We start from the raw sequence: 16,379 nt of genomic DNA, 5'->3' as shown, positions 1-16,379 counted from the left end.
ATAACTCAAGCTAAATTCCCACCTATGAAAATCAATCTATAAAATTTCAGAGTTTTCCCTTTGCTGCAATTACATTAACAATATCAGATTTTGTAACTATACCAATTATTTTTTTACCACGAACAACTGGCAGCCCACTAATCCCATGTCGGATCATAATGATTGCAGCAGTATACACCACATCATCAGGGGATACAAAGAAAGGATTGGGAGTCATTATGTCTTTTGCAGAAAATGTCAGCAGGTATCTTAGTTTATTTACGTTAAATTCATTGAGATGTGGGTTCCAAAATATTTCAGAACGTTCCTCAGGATCTGTAAACTCTTTGTGCAAATCAAAGGTCTTTGCAGGAACAAAATCCCGATAAGTAATGATTCCAACAGGAGTTTTATTTTTGGTAACTACTACTCTGCGAATTTGATTGTTTAGAAGAACGCTTTCAACTTCAAAAATAGAGTCTTCAGGAGATACTGTGATTACTTTTTTTGTCATAATTTTTGAAATGGGCAATGATGCAGTACTTTGAATTAGAAATGCAGATACAAGATCTGTTTTTGTTACCACCCCTACTAGTTTTCCTTTAGAATTTTTAATCACAATGGAACTAATTCCATGTTTTTGCATCAATTTTGCACAATCATAGATTGATGCTTCAGGTTGCAGTGTAACCAAATCTTTTGACATTATATCGCGAATGAGTATTTTTGCAATTGGCTTTCCACTGAAAATAGAGATACTTCTTGAGATATCCTTCTCAGTTACAATTCCAACTGGTTTTTTATCAAATTCAACTACTAGCCTTCCGATTCTATGGCGAATCAAAATATCTCGAGCGTCAAGAATGCTAGCATTAGGAGGAATTGTAATTGGTCGCTTAATGATAGATGCTAGTTGCACAGGAATATTTACAAGAATCTTTGGTTGCCTTTTCCTCATCAAACATTTTGATTCATTTTGCTATATCAATTAACAATAAAATATCAAGAATGAGAATATCGATGTCTTTTAATTATGAATGGTTTTCTGAGCACAGATGAGCACACGTCTGAAAATGATTCTACGTGGCATAAGGAGGATTTAGAATTTCTTGATGCACGTTGCAATATCTTCCTTGTCCCTTTCGTTTAGTCATCCAATTTTTGTCACAATGATATCAAGCAAATCTAATGTACTTAGTGTCATCTTTTTCATTTTTGTTTTTATTGTATTATCCTAATTTTCTAGGTGATTTTTCTAAAATGTTTACTCTTTCGTGAGAAGAGTAAAAAATACTATTCATTATGGATAAAATAAGATAGAATATTGTGTCAGATTTGAAATTAAGATTATAATGTCGACAATAATCCCACACCATCAAAACCCCATTGAGATGCAATCTTACTTCGTGAGGAATTGATTTCAAAGTCTACAGATTCTGAACCAAAGTCACCAAGAGAAGTTGTTCCATCCAAGGACAATCTAATGGTATTGACGTTTCCTTGATCATCCATAACTTGACCCAGTAGAATCATAGAGTCTTTCTCACCAGATGTGCCAGAAGAAGAAAGTCTGGCCTTTCCGATTACAAAGTCATAGAAAGTGTCTCCAACTAGAATCTCACCGCCAGTAATACGAAGTTTGGTAGACTCTGTTGCAGTCACAATAGACTCTAAGAAAATCTCACCTTCCATGTTACTTATCACATCACTGTCAAGTGAGGAGGCAAATCCATCTATGGCGATAACAAAAGAGTCAGGTACTGGATCGGGTTCTGCTACCTTACCAAAGTATTCTCCAGTTTCAAATTTGTCCAATAATTTTTGTAATCTTTGTTCGAGTTGATCAATTTTTTGCTGTAGTTCAAGAATTGTTTCTTCAGCATTTTCTTGGGCTTTATTTTCATGTTTTAACAGTTTTTCAGTTTTAACTGTGTCTCTTACCTGTGAATCACTATTATTTTCTTGAACTTTATCGTCCTCATCTTCTCGTTCTTCATCTTCTATTTCAAATTCCCAATTAGAAGTAATTTCATCTTCTGTTAATCCTGTTTTATCCATTATTGCAGCAATTATTGCAGATTCTGAAACATCATCTGTGAGTACAAATCTATAATCATCATCATTTAACTCAATCTTGATTTTGGCTTTGTCATTTTTGACTTCTACCTCAATCTCAAGTTCTTCCTCATCTTCATCTCGTTCTTCATCGTCTTCTCTATCTTCATCGTCTTCTCTATCTTCATCTTTCTCTCCATCATCTTTTTCTCCATCATCTTTCTCTCCATCATCTTTCTCTCCATCATCAAAATTAAAAGTGATAGAGTTTTCAATTTCTTCTATCGATAGACCAGTTATTAATGCAATTTCATCAATTGTAGTTTGCTCATCACTCCAATCCATTTCAAATTCTAATTCTTCATCTCCAAATTCGGCTTCAATTTTTGCAGTTCCGTCTTCAATTTTTACCTTAATCTCAATTTCAGACTCATCTTCATCATCAGTCTCTTTTTCAAAATCTTCCAATGACTTTCCAAGTGATTTCATTCTAGATTCAGAAGCTAAATCTTTTGCTTCTTCTGCAAGATCTTCAGCGTCATCAAAGTTTCCATTTTCAAAACTAATCTCAGCCTGTGCAAGTAAATCTTTTGCATCATCTAATTTCTCTTCAGATAGTAAAGTTTCCTTTCCATCATTTTGGGATTCAGTAATTTTAATTTCTGCTCTTTCAATTTCTTCAATTGCATCTTCAATTGCCCTAGAGGCATCACGTTCCTCATCGTCTTCACGTTCCTCATCGTCTTCACGTTCCTCATCGTCTTCACGTTCCTCATCGTCTTCACGTTCCTCATCGTCTTCACGTTCCTCATCGTCTTCACGTTCCTCATCGTCTTCGGCAAATGCTGTTAGAAATGAAGTATTAAAAGAAGATTCTTCAAACAAAGTTGGATTAATAGAGGAAGGATAAGCAGCCATGCCCAAAACTAGTACTACAAATAAGAATAATGTACTAATTTTTGTGCCCAACGTGATTAACCAACTCATTCATGTGTTAAAAGATTTACGTATGAATAATACCAAACATCATATTCTAGTTGTCAATGCTTTTACTCTTGAGAGATAAAATCAGAATTGTCTAACAATTACAATGAGTCCTTACCTTTCTTAGGATTACATATTTCACAATATAAAAGACATTTGTCTTCAGGACAATAACCACAGAATTGCTTCTTTTTTAGAATCAGCCAACACTTTCTTTTGTTTTCAAATTACAAAAGATTTGTTCTATATATCTCAGTCATGTCATTTAATTGGCACTAAAAAACGGGTTCAAGTTTTTAACACATAACACAGCATCTTATTTGTGAAAGCTGGTTTAGTTGTGCCTCAATTTGGAAGCGTAACAAAAGAAAATCTTTTGCAGTTTGTCAAATTGGCGGAATCCGAACAGTTTGAATCACTATGGGTATATGATAGAATGCTTTGTCCAATAGATCCGCTCCAGCCATATCCTGGTACTCCAGACAAAAAAACCCGACAGGACAGGGCCATCTTGGTTGAAAGTTAACTTTTTAAACTCTAAAACCTATATTTTCTTATCAATAAGCGTGTGGTGAGACGAATATCAATAAAGAAATATAGGCGAACATTGTCAGACAGGGAGTCTAGGTTACTCTCAGAGCTAAGCTACAAAAACAAAAACATCTTCACTTTGGATGACATCAAAAAACTAGTAGACAAGCCAAAAAACTTTCTTGACCAGCTTACCCGCAAAAAATGGATACTGAGAATAAGAAGAGGAGTCTACATGATCACTCCTCTTGAAGCAGGAGAGAGAGGAGCAGACAGTTACACCGTTCATAGTTTTGTTATGGCATCACTTCTAACAAGACCTAGGCCATATTACATAGGATATGCAAGTGCATTAAATTACCACGGTTTTACCGAGCAAACACCATCATCAGTATACATCGCAACACCAAAACCAAAGAATTCACAAAAGATGCTTGATATTAATTTTAAATTTGTTACAATTAACCCACGTAAAATGTTTGGAATAGAAGAAACTGTAGTTGAAAATTATAAAGTAAACATATCTTCACCTGAAAAAACAATCATTGATTGTTTAGACCATCCTGAACACTGCGGAGGTATTGAGGAGTTAGCCAAGGCGATATTCTTTTCAAAAGATGAAATTGATCTGAAAAAATTAGCAAAATATGCAAAAAGGATCGGAAACACTACTGTCATCAAAAGACTAGGATACATCACGGAAGTTTTTGGTTGGAAAGATTATGTAGATTTACTTTCATCATTCAAACTAAAAAGCGGATATTCGCATCTTGATCCTGGCAGTACAATCAAAGGACGAATTAAAGAAAAATGGAAGCTGTATACTAATGCAAAGATAGATCCTAAGAGGTGGCAACAATGATTTCATCTCAAGAACTGAAAAAATTATCTAGAGAATGGAATCTAAAAGTCGATGCAGTAGAGAAACACTATGTACTTGGATGGATCCTGTATGGGATTACAACAAGCTCAATAGGAAAAAGTCTCGCTTTCAAAGGAGGCACGTCACTGTCAAAAGTTTACTTTCCTTCTGATTGGAGGCTTTCTGAAGATCTTGATTTCACACCATTAGATAAAACAGATTGGCAAACAATAATCAATTCACTTGAAAAAGAAGTTACTCAAATAGTGAAAAAAGCAAGTGGTATTTCTATTTCTCTTCGTAAAAATCCACTTACAAATCCGGGTTTTCTCCGCGGAAAAATAAAATACACTGGCCCAATCAGCCAGGGCACAGTCAAAATAGAGATCATGAAAGAGAAATTTATCGGAGATATAATAACAAAAAAAGTATCAAAGGAATTTGATTATTCCAATTTTTCAACTAAGGTATACGCTTTGGAAACAATCGTCGGTGAAAAAATAAGGGCGATTCTAGAAAGAGGATACGTCAGAGATTACTATGACGTATGGAGACTTCTGAAGGAGCAAAAATTCAAACTGAAAGACGCCAGAGAAATGTTCAAGAAAAAATGTGAAGGAAAAAACGTCAAGTTTTCTGGCATTGAACAATTTTTCCCAAAAGGAATTGAAAGCATCTTGATAAAACACTTGGATAATGTAGAAAGATTAAGTAGAGAGCCACTTCCTCCCATTGAAGATATTCTAAAAGAATTAAGAAAATCTTTAGAAAAATTTTTGAAATAATTAGGAAATATTTTTTATTTACAAAGTTGCATGTATGTTATCTTAATCTGGTTGTTCATTGCTATTCCTGCTTTCTGGACAAACTCAGTTCAAAAATTTATTTCCAATCTATTTCGTTACAATCAAGTGCATGTTTTCTAAAATATGGCCATAGTTTTCTACTTAAAGCTGTCACAATGTATAAAATGAAAATGGCATCCTCAACTGAAAATAAATGCTGTTTATCTGGATTAATCTTATAATCGTGTTTTGCAGGTACAAAAACATGTCGATTAAAGCGCCTTAAAATGGACACAAATTCAGTATCAAGCACATTTCTATTCTCTAGTTCGTTTAGTATTCTTCCTAATGGATCATGTGATGGATACTTTCCACCGTTTTCAGTAAGTAGGAAATAATATAATTGTTCAATGCTTGCTGATGCTCTTTCAATAATATCTCTAGTTTTGCTAAGGTGGAAAAGATCATATTTTGCATAATCTATTGCTTTTGCATTAATTGCTCCTTGAGGCATTTGATCAGACAGAAGTGTCCATAATTGTTTCTTAACATGCCATTGTTTTTTTTATTTTTGTATTGTGTACACAAATATTCAACATATTGATGTTTTTCAGAAGATAATACCTTTTTTGCTATTTCAACAATTTCATTAGAAATAATCTCTTTCTCCATTTCATTTTTAGAAACATCATGTATAGAATATTTGCGTTGGTTTCGACTCATTGTAATTTTTGTTTGTCAAACATTGCAAATTGGCACATTAACTTCCACGTTCTTGTGTCTGTCACGCCATCTTCTGAAGATCAAATGCTGTTTTCTGTCCTTCTCATAACTCTCAGGAGTTTCTACTTCGACTATCTTGGTCCATTTTCCATAGGTTGCATAAATGTCAGGTATTGCACAGTCGCCATTTACACAAAGCTTTGGAGGCCTCTCACCATATTCTGGCAAGTCTGCTCTTACATACCAGCCTACCGCTTCTAAACCGACAGCCCTACGTCTAACTGATTTATCGTGACATGTTTATTCGTATTTTGGTCTTCTTGCCATTCAGGATCGTGTACGTTACAATGTTTTAAAAAGTTGGTTATAATTTAATCAGAAATCAGCAGAAAGAATTGCCTCACCGATGCACTTCGAGTGTATGTTGATCGTGTAGCCTTTCTCACAGTATTCTATTTTCACTTCTCGTAGTTTCTCCACGGAGTCAATCATCATCCTGGTTCCACAGCCGAGGCAGATGAAATGCGCGAATCTTTCAAAAGATGTGAAGAATTTCTTGATCTGGAAAAAAAGGAGAACAATCCACTGATGAAAGAAAAAGAAGAGGTTAAAGAGAACATAGAAAAGTTAACTTCTGAACAACTGTCTGCTGTGCAAAAGTTGGTTAGTTCATTCTAGCCGACTGCAATACAGGCAGGAAGTTGTGACGGCAGAAGAAGCGGAGCAGTTAATCACTGACGGCTATGAGTTCGTGGCAAACTTGTCAAATGAAAAAGTCGTAGTCAGGAAAGGTTCCGGACATACATGATAAACGGACCCGACCGGATTCGAACCGGCGACCTATTGCTCCGCAAGCAATCGCACTATCCAAGCTATGCAACGAGTCCGAAAAGTTTGGGAAATTTACGCTTAATTTGGATTGCTATTTCTCAATTGGGTTGAGCAAAAATGTAAGGAGTCTCTTCAGGTTCATGAAAAGTCCATGCAGTCGGTAAAGAAACTGTTTGAATGGGTTTTAGATTGTTTTTTTCAATTAGCGTGCCCCATCCCGCCTCATTTTTTGGATCTATCGAATATTTTTTTGAATATGTACCAGCAAAAACCCAGCCAGAATTTTGTTTGATATCAGGAATTGTAGAAATTTTGTCTAATACATCAGAGGCCAATTGGATTCCACCCATTTGTGCAAGACCGCCAATGAATAAAATCGGTTTTGTTAATTTCAATGAAGAATAATCAAACACAGTAGCATCAGAGCAATGAGGATTAAAATCTAGTTTGTTACACAAATCTTTTTGCAACTCTACTAACATATTGTCAATTTCTATACTGTATGATTCTAAATCTAAAATTTTTGCACAAAATGCAATTCTACCATCTCCAGAGCCAATATCAATTATCTCAGAATATCCAAATTTTTTTGCAAATAAAACACAAACATATGCAGACATTATCCATGTTGGGGAAAAAGGTGCATGGCTTGAACTATGTTGAATACTGTTTAACCAGTATTTGTTAGTGTCACCCTCATAAACAACACACGCAGTATCACCAATAGTTTTCTCATATTGATTATAGTAGATAGGGTTTATTTTTGCAAATTCATGTAACAATTCTAAATCTTTTTGAGTAATTGGAAACAATTCAGATTTTGAAATTGGGATTACTTCTTGAATTTGACTTTGTCCGTCATAAGATGTTGCAAATTCTTTTTTTAAATTTATTAGATTTTTAGCAATATCTTCAATCATTTGACAGTCCTTTATCATATTGTTCTACAAATTCTTTTGTACTCATTTTCTGTCGTAGTTCTTCATAGAATTTGGCTTCATTTTCAATATCTTCTTTTGATTTTTGTCCAGATCCAGATTGAAGAATACGTGTAGTCTCTTGTATTGATTTTACAAGGTCTTCCATGATTCGAGGGTGTATGTCAGAATTGAACTTCTCAGTTATCATTTTCTCAATTTCCAGTATTTTATCAAGTAATGTTTTTTGATTGTCTGAACTGATTTGTTGTTTTAGCATCGTATTCATTGAAGAAACATTAATGATTTGATAATACGTGTCAATAATTTCAGGAATTGACAAATCAGATTTTGTCTCAGCAATGTTAATCATGTTAGATAATTTTTTAGATTCAGTATCAAACATGATAGAAATATCATCAAATGAACTCATAGATGTAAAAGAATTTTGAATTTTTTAAAAATGTTGGTATTTGAAAAATTATGCTTCTTGTTCTGCCTTGTTGACAAAGACATAATTCATGATTAATCCAGCAATTATTCCACCCAAAATTGGGGCGGCCCAATACAACCAATGAAATTCCCAGAATCCAGAAATTAATGCAGGGCCAAATGTTCTTGCAGGGTTAACAGATGCGCCTGTTAGCGGAACTGCAACTAGGTGAATAAGGAAAATTATTCCTCCAATTGAAAATCCATGCAATCCAGGAGATGCTTTCTTATGAACTGCTGTCATAAAGATTACAGTCACCAAGAAAAATGTCATGATTGCCTCAATTGCAAATCCAGAACTAATGCTTTTATTGATTAAATCGCTTGGACCACCTTGAGTTGCAAAGTTTACCTTTGCTCCAAGTTCAGGTAAAATTACCTTTAATGTTGCAGCTGCAGCAACTGCACCGATTAATTGTGAAATGATATATCCAATTCCGTCTGTGATTCCTATCTTTTTTGTAATCATCATTGGTATGGTAACTGCAGGGTTAATGTGAGCACCAGAGACATGACCAAATGTATACACCATCAATCCAATAGCACCACCGTGTCCAAGAGCAATGAACAATACAGATTGCGTTGTAAGTTCTTCGCCAAATGATGCGATTGCCAAAATTACTGAAAGAGGGCCAAAAAATACTAAGCCATAAGTTGCTATTGCTTCAGCAAGATATGCTCTTGGATTAACCATCAAGCAAAAGCCCCTTGAATTACCATATAAAACATTCGGACACGAGTGTTGATCTCAGATAATCAAAAAGTAATTAATTATGGATAAATCCATTTGAGTTCGTATGATTTCTAAAGGAGATTTGGTTCCAAAATTTGAGATAAATGACGCAAATGGTAAAAAAATAAAATCGTCCGATTTCAAAGGGAAGAAACATGTAATTTACTTTTACCCAAAAGATTTCACTCCAGGATGCACCACCGAGGCTGATGAGTTTTCAAAAGATTATAAAAAATTCCAAAAGGCAGGAGTTGAAATTATTGGAATTAGTCCAGATGATGTAGATTCACATAAAAAATTCTGTGACAAAATGGGAATAAAATATCCATTGTTGGCTGATGTAGACAAAGAAGTCTCAAAGATGTTTGGAGTTTGGGGCAAAAAAAAATTCATGGGTAGAGAATACATGGGCGTTATGAGAAGTACATTTCTTGTGGATGAAAAAGGAAAAATTTTTAAAATTTATCCCAAAGTAAAACCTGCAGGACATTCAAAAGAAGTTTTAGAGGATTTCCTAAATTAAAAATAATTAAAAGAAAAGGTTGTAGAAAGATCAGAAACCTTTTGGAAGTGTGCCTTTAGAAGCTTTTGGTGTTTCAGGTTCGGGTTTTGGTTCAAATCCTTTTGGCAATGCACCACTTTTTTGTTTAGTCGTAGCTTTTGCCTCAGATGCAAGTGCTTCTTGGTAATCTTTTTCTTGTTCTATTCTTTCTTGTTCTATTCTTTGCAAGTAATCTTTTTCATAATCTTCTAATTGTTCTTTCCGTGATTTGCCTTCATTTCCACCATAGCTAGTTTGTTGTGGTGGAGGAGGTGTTTGTTGAGTTTGCACCGTTCCTTTTGGAAGTGTGCCTTTAGCGGGTTTTGGTGGTTCTGGTGTCGGTGCTTGCACTTGTGCTGCAACGCCTTCAATACTCAAGTTAATGCCACTGAATCCTCCAAATGTTTTATCAGATGGATGGAATGCCATTCTTGCTCTTGTTGCAAAGTATTGGTTTGATGGTGCTGTATAACCAGTAACTGTTGCTTTTTGATCATTCCAGTTTCTTGTTGGGACTTTTCCTACAGGAGCAGTTCTTCTTACAAAGTATCTGTTAGGTGCTGGAGAATATCCTGTTACTTTTGCCCTGTAATCATGGAATGAAGTCATTGGAGCAGTATAGTATGCATTCTCTAAAGCCTCTTGTACTGTTGCTGGAGGTTGTGATGTTGTTTCAGCTGGTTTTGGTGCATCCTGTGGTTTAGGAGCTTCTGCTGGTTTTTGTTCCATACCTTTTGGTAGAGTGCCTTTAGGTTTGGTGGTTTCTGTAGGTCTTTCAGCTGGTTTTGCAGTAGATGGTTTTGTTTCTGCTGGTTTTGGAGCAGATTTTGCTTCTAGTTGCGTTGATAATTTAGTTAATTTTGCTTCGAGTTCTGCGATTTTGTCTTCTAGATTTTGTTTCGTACTTGCCTTACGTTTTGCTGCCATTCCTTACAGTAAATAGTGCATTGTTTATTTACATTTTGATCAGTCTCTTGTTTTTGATAAAAGAAATTTGAAAAAATATACAATAATTTGTAAAAATTTCAAAAGTTTTGAAATAGAGATTTGTGAGGATCGTTAGTGGAATTAATCAGGCTCCCAAAAATGCATGACATACATGCAATTGTTGCATCGCCATAATTTAACATGAATCCCATTTTCGGTATCAGCAACATATTTTCCATCTTCCATCTTGCTAACTCTTGGCAAATAATTCAATTCTTCATTTTCAAGCCATTCGTTTTGTTGACAGTTAGGACATACAATTCTTGGAGGCATGTACAATATAGAAAATGATCAAAGATGAATATTACTATTAAAAATAGAAGAATAAGGACGTAATACATCCTTTAAAAATTTAGATGGTATGACTAAATCAAAGAGTTCAGAAGTGAAATAATATGAGAAAATTAACTTACCAACAATCAGTAAAAAAGGAAAGATCTCCGTTTAGATATATATATTTGTAGCAACTAAAAATTTGACTTGATTTTGGTTAGAGAAACGTTATCACTGCAAAACAAGATAGAAATAATTCAGTTCAGGTCAATCATTATTGGAATTGGAACAAATATTCATCAGTGTTGTAATATTACTTGCAGTAGCCAGATTATTAGGAGAATTATTTCGTAGATTTAAGCAACCTGCTTTAGGTGGCGAATTACTTGCAGGAATAATACTTGGCCCCACCATATTTGGAATTATCATACCTGATGAAAATCTTGAACTGATTTCTACAATTGCAATTTTCTTTATTATGTTATTCATAGGGCTTGAAATGGATCTAAGAGAACTTAAAAAAACTGGAAAGTATGCGTTTGTAATATCTGTACTTTCCTTAATAATACCATTTTTCATAGGTTTTCAAATATCAATTCTTTTTGGTTCATCTCTAGTTCAATCATTGTTTATGGGATTATTGTTATCGGTTACATCCGTACCTGTCAGTGCTATAATTTTGCTAGAATTGGGAATATTAAAAACAAAAATTGGCAACACGGTAATGTCTGTTGCAGTAGTGGATGACATAATTTCATTGGTCATACTTGCAGTAATTTTGCAAATACATGTAACAGGAAACACCATACTTGATGTTATCGATATCGGATTATCTGTAATTCCAATGTTAATCTATATTGTTGGAATTATATTTTTAGCATTTGCCATTCACAAATTTAATTATTGGTTTCCTCACAGATTAGAATTATTCTTCACAAAAGCTAAGACTAGGGAGGCGACATTTGGTATTTTGATAATTATGACAATAGCATTATCGCTTTTAGCACAACTAGCTGGTCTTCATTTTATCATAGGCACTTTTTTCGCAGGTTTGATTTTTAGTGGAAAAATACTTGGTAAAAGAGAAGCCGATAAATCATATGGAATATTATCTGGAGTGACATTTGGATTTTTTGCACCATTATTTTTTGCGATTCTTGGAATAAAATTCAGTGGTCAGTCATTAGAGATGGTTTTGCTTCCATTAACATTATTGGTAGCATTCGGTATTTTTGGAAAAACACTAGGAGGATTTATTGGTGCCAGATTATGTAAATTATCAAAAACAGAAAGTTTGGCAATTGCATCATTGTTAAATGGACGAGGAACTGTAGGTCTCGCCATTACGGCTTTAGCATATTCGATTGGGATTTTAGATCTTACTTTATTTTCTGTTGCAGTAGCAATTTGTTTTATTACTACTGTGTTAACACCAATTATTGCAAACCCATTGTTAAAAAAAATAACAACAATGTGATGTAGACATACATCAAAAAATAAAGTGTTAAGATGTAAAATAGCAAATCATATGATAGGCAAGATTATGAAAAATAGAAAATAAAGGATGTAATTGAATTAGAAACCTTTTGGAAGTGTGCCTTTAGCGGGTTTTGGTGGTTCTGGTGTCGGTGCTTGCACTTGTGCTGCAACGCCTTCAATACTCAAGTTAATGCCACTGAATCCTCCAAATGTTTTATCAGATGGATGGAATGCCATTCTTGCTCTTGTTGCAAAGTATTGGTTTGATGGTGCTGTATAACCAGTAACTGTTGCTTTTTGATCATTCCAGTTTCTTGTTGGGACTTTTCCTACAGGAGCAGTTCTTCTTACAAAGTATCTGTTAGGTGCTGGAGAATATCCTGTTACTTTTGCCCTGTAATCATGGAATGAAGTCATTGGAGCAGTATAGTATGCATTCTCTAAAGCCTCTTGTACTGTTGCTGGAGGTTGTGATGTTGTTTCAGCTGGTTTTGGTGCATCCTGTGGTTTAGGAGCTTCTGCTGGTTTTTGTTCCATACCTTTTGGTAGAGTGCCTTTAGGTTTGGTGGTTTCTGTAGGTCTTTCAGCTGGTTTTGCAGTAGATGGTTTTGTTTCTGCTGGTTTTACTTCAGCTGGTTTTGGAGCAGATTTTGCTTCTAGTTGAGTAGAGAGTTGATTTAATTTTGCTTCTAATTCGGCAATCTTGTTTTCAAGATCTTGCTTTGTTTGCTTTTTAGCAGATGCCATAATTTTGATGAACAATCTGGGGTTTATGTACATTTGGGTTGATTACCGCAACCAATTTTGATCAAGTTTTATATGCACTGAGAGTATAGTTGATTTAATGGACGATTTTGAGAAGGAATTTCCGGAGTTTGATTGGAAAAATATTCCTGCATACAAACATCCAGGAGGCAAAGATTGTCCATGCCCAAAGCACGAATACATACGAGAGCAGATCAATTTTACAAAACAAGTAAACGAGAAAGGCAAAGAACCATCCAAAGTCACACTCAAGTTTTGTCCCGATCATTATAGAGTATACATGGAAGAAGTAATTCCTGCAATGCCACTAAAATATAAAATTCTAACAAAGATTGCACTAAAGCTTGGAGCAATTCAAGTTGAGCAATTAAAGTACATGGAGTCAGAGTTATGCTTTTACTGCAAATTCGGATCTGGCGGTCATGACAGAAAGAATGAACTGCCACCAATGTAATCATTCAGGACTAAGAAGAATTTTCGGTTTGTTTGGCGTATCATGATGACATCGCTTTCCACATAGAGGACATCTCTTTCTGTCAAGAAAGATGCATTGACAAATATGAGAATCAAGATATGATTTTGCAGGTTTGTTTGGCTCACCTGTTCCATTACAAAAGGGACATTCAGAACCAAGTAATTCGATTATTCCATTCCCCTTGCAAACAACACATTTGTCATCAGCCATAATTGATTTTCCTGCCAGTGTAAATTAAAACTCATGTGTTAAAAGAATTTTAAGAGAAATTCAGAAAAATCCAGTTAAGCTTATACTTGAACTAAGATCAAAGTTATCATGGCAATTGAAGATATTCATGAGTTCGTCTCAGAACTAGAAAAAAAGGGAGAATTGAAGAGAGTAAAAACTCAAGTCGATACGGATTTAGAAATTGCAGAAATCCTGAGAAGAGAAATGTATTCTAATGGTCCTGCGATTCTTTTTGAAAATGTAAAGGGATTTGACATGCCAGTTTTGGGAAATGCGTTTGGTTCAATGAAAAGATTAGAGATAGGACTGGAGATGACAGATTTCACTGAAATTGGTAAACGAATTGCAGATATGACAAAGATGGACATGCCATCAGGAATACTAAACAAGATAAAAAAACTTCCAGAATTATCAAAGATGACAGCATCATTTCCTAAAGCAGAAACAAGTGGCCCTGTAACTGAGATAACATCAAGCAATGCGTCTTTTGATGATTTACCAATTTTAAAATCATGGCAAAATGATGCAGGAAGATTCATCACTTTGGGGTTAGTCGCAACAAAGCATCCAGAAACAGGTGTAAGAAATCTTGGGGTTTACAGAATGCAGATTATTGACAAAACTCATGCATCAATGCACTGGCAGAAACACAAACGAGGAGCTCATCACGGAGATATTTCAAAAGATAGAGGGGAAAAAATTCCAGTAGCAATAATTATTGGAGGAGAACCTGCAACAATATTTTCATCAATTGCACCAGTTCCAGAAGGACTTGACAAGTATTTGTTTGCAGGAATTACCCGAAAGGAAGGAATCAAAACTGTAAAATGTAAAACAATTGATTTGGATGTTCCAGCAAATGCAGAGATTGTTTTAGAAGGATATGTTGATCCTGCAGACATCAGAGACGAAGGACCATTTGGAGATCATACAGGATACTATACACCAGTTGAGCCATATCCAACATTTACACTTACTGGAATTATGAGAAGAAAAGATCCAATTTATGTAACAACGGTAGTCGGAAAACCAATTCTAGAGGACGCATATATTGGAAAAGTAATTGAAAGATCATTTTTGCCATTGATACAAATGTTCCATCCAGAAGTTGTAGACTTTAGCATGCCAGCAGCAGGATGGTTCCAAGGATTTGCGATTATTTCAATCAAAAAGAGATATCCAGGTCAAGCAAATAAAGTGATGATGGGATTATGGGGAATGGGACAGTTGTCATTAACAAAGATGTTTGTTGTGGTAGATGAGGACATCAATGTTCATGATATCAACGATGTTATTTGGGCAATTACTACTAGAGCAGATGCTGCAAGAGACACTACAATTATCAATAACACACCAACGGATACTCTTGATCCGGCATCACCTCTTGTCAATCTAGGTTCGAAGATGGGAATTGATGCAACACAAAAAACTAGAGAAGAAGGATACGAAAGAGAAATTCAACAACCTGTGAAAGTTGATGCCAAAACAAAGAGTCTAGTTGATGCTAAATGGTCTGATTATGGACTATAGAGTTACAGGATTATAGAAATTATCTCGCTCTTCTACTTCATATCCAATCTGATGAATTGCATCCATGATTATTTTGTCAGTGAGCTCAGTTGAGCGTGCACCAGTGCATGAAACTACCTCCTCCCCAATTAGAGTACCACCAAAATCATCAGCGCCATACTGCAATGCAAGTTGTGCCATACCAACACCATTAGTGAGCCATGAAGATTGAATGTGTGGAATCAATCCATCAAAGACCAATCTTGATATTGCAATCATCTTCAATAGTTGGATTCCTCCAGTCCCGTATTCTACCAATCCTTCTTCGTGCATCAAAGTATTGTTTGGTTCAAAATTCCACGGAATAAATGCCATGAAGCCTTTAGTTTTTTCTTGCAGTTTTGCAATTTTGAAAAAGTGTTCAACAATATCATTTTTGTTTTCTACATGACCATACATCATTGTTGCAGAAGATGGAATTCCAAGTGAGTGGGCCTCATCCATAATTTTAATCCAATCATCACTGGAGATTTTCTTTGGACTGATAATATCTTTAACAGAATCCGTTAAAATTTCAGCACCAGCACCAGGTATTGATTGTAGTCCGGCATCTTTTAGTCTAGATAAAATTTCTTTAGTGGAAGATTTTTCAACTCTTGCAATCATATCAATTTCAGATGTAGATAATCCATGAACTCCAACTTTTGGGAATTTCTTTCGGATCATTCTAAATGCATCTTCATAGTACTCTATCTTCAAACTTGGATTGTGTCCACCTTGAATCAAGACTTGACGAATCTTAAACATGTCACATGCAGCCTTTACTCTGGATTCTATTTGATCAAGGGTAAGTGTGTAAGAATCTTCAGCACCTGGAGATCGGTAAAATGCACAAAACTTGCAATCAGTGATACATACATTGGTATAATTCAAAATAATGTTGTTTACAAAAGAGGCTTTTTTGCCAAACTTCTTTTTTGTCAAATGACCTGAAACAAGACCCATCAAATGAACGTCATCAGACTCTAAGAGTCTCAAGCAGTCCTCAGGTCCAGGCCGTTGACCTTTAAGAGAATTTTCCAAAATATCTTTAATGTCGCTTTTTTGAATTTGTTCAGTAGTCTGACTCAATTGTTGTACATCCTTGGTATTTTCTATTTAATCCTTGGTAGAAATAATGAATACACCTAGGGAGTAATTTGTGCTCAATTTTTAAAAAATATTAGA

General features: G+C 35.0%; 19 protein-coding genes and 1 tRNA gene. 7 read left to right on the top strand and 13 right to left on the bottom strand.

The genetic code is table 11. The features are described from left to right. Nucleotides 1–46 precede the first annotated feature (46 nt). Together C5F50_RS04380 and C5F50_RS04375 are read right to left on the bottom strand one after the other, a co-directional pair. Complete coding sequence (locus tag C5F50_RS04380; protein WP_246282141.1) at nt 47–937, bottom strand: CBS domain-containing protein; 891 nt, start codon at nt 935–937, stop codon at nt 47–49. Between the two features lie 389 nt (nt 938–1,326). After that, a complete protein-coding gene (locus C5F50_RS04375; RefSeq protein ID WP_179372463.1) occupies nt 1,327–3,021 on the bottom strand; it encodes a DUF4398 domain-containing protein in 1,695 nt (564 codons plus the stop codon). Nucleotides 3,022–3,340: 319 nt separating this feature from the next. Between C5F50_RS04375 and C5F50_RS04370 the strand changes: the two genes are divergently transcribed. The 3 genes from C5F50_RS04370 (at nt 3,341) to C5F50_RS04360 (ending at nt 5,196) form a co-directional block, all read left to right on the top strand. Next, nucleotides 3,341–3,544, top strand: a complete 204-nt coding sequence (locus C5F50_RS04370; protein ID WP_179372462.1) for a hypothetical protein — start codon at nt 3,341–3,343, stop codon at nt 3,542–3,544. Nucleotides 3,545–3,625: 81 nt separating this feature from the next. Continuing rightward, a complete protein-coding gene (locus C5F50_RS04365) occupies nt 3,626–4,411 on the top strand; it encodes a type IV toxin-antitoxin system AbiEi family antitoxin domain-containing protein (RefSeq protein ID WP_179372461.1) in 786 nt (261 codons plus the stop codon). Continuing rightward, a complete protein-coding gene (locus tag C5F50_RS04360) occupies nt 4,408–5,196 on the top strand; it encodes a nucleotidyl transferase AbiEii/AbiGii toxin family protein (protein WP_179372460.1) in 789 nt (262 codons plus the stop codon). Before C5F50_RS04365 ends, C5F50_RS04360 begins: the two co-directional genes overlap by 4 nt. Nucleotides 5,197–5,293: 97 nt before the next feature. Here C5F50_RS04360 and C5F50_RS04355 read toward each other — a convergent pair whose 3' ends face one another. The 6 genes from C5F50_RS04355 to C5F50_RS04330 form a co-directional block, all read right to left on the bottom strand. Next, nucleotides 5,294–5,710: a hypothetical protein gene (locus tag C5F50_RS04355; RefSeq protein WP_179372459.1), complete on the bottom strand. Its 417-nt coding sequence runs from the start codon at nt 5,708–5,710 to the stop codon at nt 5,294–5,296. Nucleotides 5,711–5,934: 224 nt separating this feature from the next. Next, entirely contained in the window at nt 5,935–6,147 is a 213-nt protein-coding gene (locus C5F50_RS04350; RefSeq protein ID WP_179372458.1) for a hypothetical protein, read from the bottom strand. Nucleotides 6,148–6,731: 584 nt separating this feature from the next. Further along, nucleotides 6,732–6,806: transfer RNA gene (locus C5F50_RS04345), tRNA-Arg, on the bottom strand. Between the two features lie 42 nt (nt 6,807–6,848). Next, nucleotides 6,849–7,670 carry a hypothetical protein gene (locus C5F50_RS04340; protein WP_179372457.1) on the bottom strand — a complete coding sequence of 274 codons (822 nt, stop codon included), beginning with the start codon at nt 7,668–7,670 and terminating at the stop codon, nt 6,849–6,851. Next, nucleotides 7,663–8,100, bottom strand: a complete 438-nt coding sequence (locus tag C5F50_RS04335; protein ID WP_179372456.1) for a hypothetical protein — start codon at nt 8,098–8,100, stop codon at nt 7,663–7,665. The genes C5F50_RS04340 and C5F50_RS04335 overlap by 8 nt, the downstream gene beginning before the upstream one ends. A gap of 48 nt (nt 8,101–8,148) precedes the next feature. Continuing rightward, a complete protein-coding gene (locus tag C5F50_RS04330; protein WP_179372455.1) occupies nt 8,149–8,853 on the bottom strand; it encodes an MIP/aquaporin family protein in 705 nt (234 codons plus the stop codon). 103 nt (nt 8,854–8,956) lie between these two features. Between C5F50_RS04330 and bcp the strand changes: the two genes are divergently transcribed. Continuing rightward, nucleotides 8,957–9,415: a thioredoxin-dependent thiol peroxidase gene (gene bcp / locus C5F50_RS04325; RefSeq protein ID WP_179372454.1), complete on the top strand. Its 459-nt coding sequence runs from the start codon at nt 8,957–8,959 to the stop codon at nt 9,413–9,415. 30 nt (nt 9,416–9,445) lie between these two features. Here the strand turns inward: bcp and C5F50_RS04320 are convergent, their stop codons facing one another. After that, complete coding sequence (locus C5F50_RS04320) at nt 9,446–10,360, bottom strand: trans-sialidase (RefSeq protein WP_179372453.1); 915 nt, start codon at nt 10,358–10,360, stop codon at nt 9,446–9,448. A 141-nt stretch (nt 10,361–10,501) separates the two neighbouring features. Continuing rightward, nucleotides 10,502–10,693, bottom strand: coding sequence for a hypothetical protein (locus tag C5F50_RS04315; RefSeq protein ID WP_179372452.1), 192 nt, complete (start codon nt 10,691–10,693; stop codon nt 10,502–10,504). 277 nt (nt 10,694–10,970) lie between these two features. Here C5F50_RS04315 and C5F50_RS04310 point away from each other — a divergent pair, with 277 nt between their 5' ends. Next, the gene (locus C5F50_RS04310) at nt 10,971–12,170 is read left to right on the top strand and encodes a cation:proton antiporter (protein ID WP_179372451.1); all 1,200 of its coding nucleotides are present in this window, start codon (nt 10,971–10,973) and stop codon (nt 12,168–12,170) included. A 98-nt stretch (nt 12,171–12,268) separates the two neighbouring features. On the opposite strand, the gene C5F50_RS04305 is transcribed toward C5F50_RS04310, so the two are convergent. Continuing rightward, a complete protein-coding gene (locus tag C5F50_RS04305; RefSeq protein ID WP_179372450.1) occupies nt 12,269–12,919 on the bottom strand; it encodes a trans-sialidase in 651 nt (216 codons plus the stop codon). A 97-nt stretch (nt 12,920–13,016) separates the two neighbouring features. Here C5F50_RS04305 and C5F50_RS04300 point away from each other — a divergent pair, with 97 nt between their 5' ends. Then, complete coding sequence (locus C5F50_RS04300) at nt 13,017–13,391, top strand: hypothetical protein (protein WP_179372449.1); 375 nt, start codon at nt 13,017–13,019, stop codon at nt 13,389–13,391. On the opposite strand, the gene C5F50_RS04295 is transcribed toward C5F50_RS04300, so the two are convergent. After that, nucleotides 13,392–13,622, bottom strand: coding sequence for a hypothetical protein (locus C5F50_RS04295; protein ID WP_179372448.1), 231 nt, complete (start codon nt 13,620–13,622; stop codon nt 13,392–13,394). A 108-nt stretch (nt 13,623–13,730) separates the two neighbouring features. On the opposite strand from C5F50_RS04295, the gene C5F50_RS04290 reads away from it, so the two are divergent. Next, on the top strand, nt 13,731–15,173 hold the full coding sequence (locus C5F50_RS04290; protein ID WP_179372447.1) for a menaquinone biosynthesis decarboxylase: 1,443 nt from the start codon (nt 13,731–13,733) through the stop codon (nt 15,171–15,173). Here the strand turns inward: C5F50_RS04290 and mqnC are convergent. Continuing rightward, nucleotides 15,168–16,283 (bottom strand): cyclic dehypoxanthinyl futalosine synthase, encoded by a 1,116-nt coding sequence (gene mqnC, locus C5F50_RS04285; RefSeq protein ID WP_179372446.1) that lies wholly within the window; start codon nt 16,281–16,283, stop codon nt 15,168–15,170. The two genes, C5F50_RS04290 and mqnC, sit on opposite strands and share 6 nt — an antisense overlap. Nucleotides 16,284–16,379 lie beyond the last annotated feature (96 nt).

Origin of the sequence: Nitrosopumilus ureiphilus, assembly GCF_013407185.1 — an archaeon.
GTDB classification, from domain to species: Archaea; Thermoproteota; Nitrososphaeria; order Nitrososphaerales; family Nitrosopumilaceae; genus Nitrosopumilus; species Nitrosopumilus ureiphilus.
The sequence above is the reverse complement of the archived record's forward strand: the minus strand, read 5'-3'. Positions and strand labels throughout refer to the sequence as shown.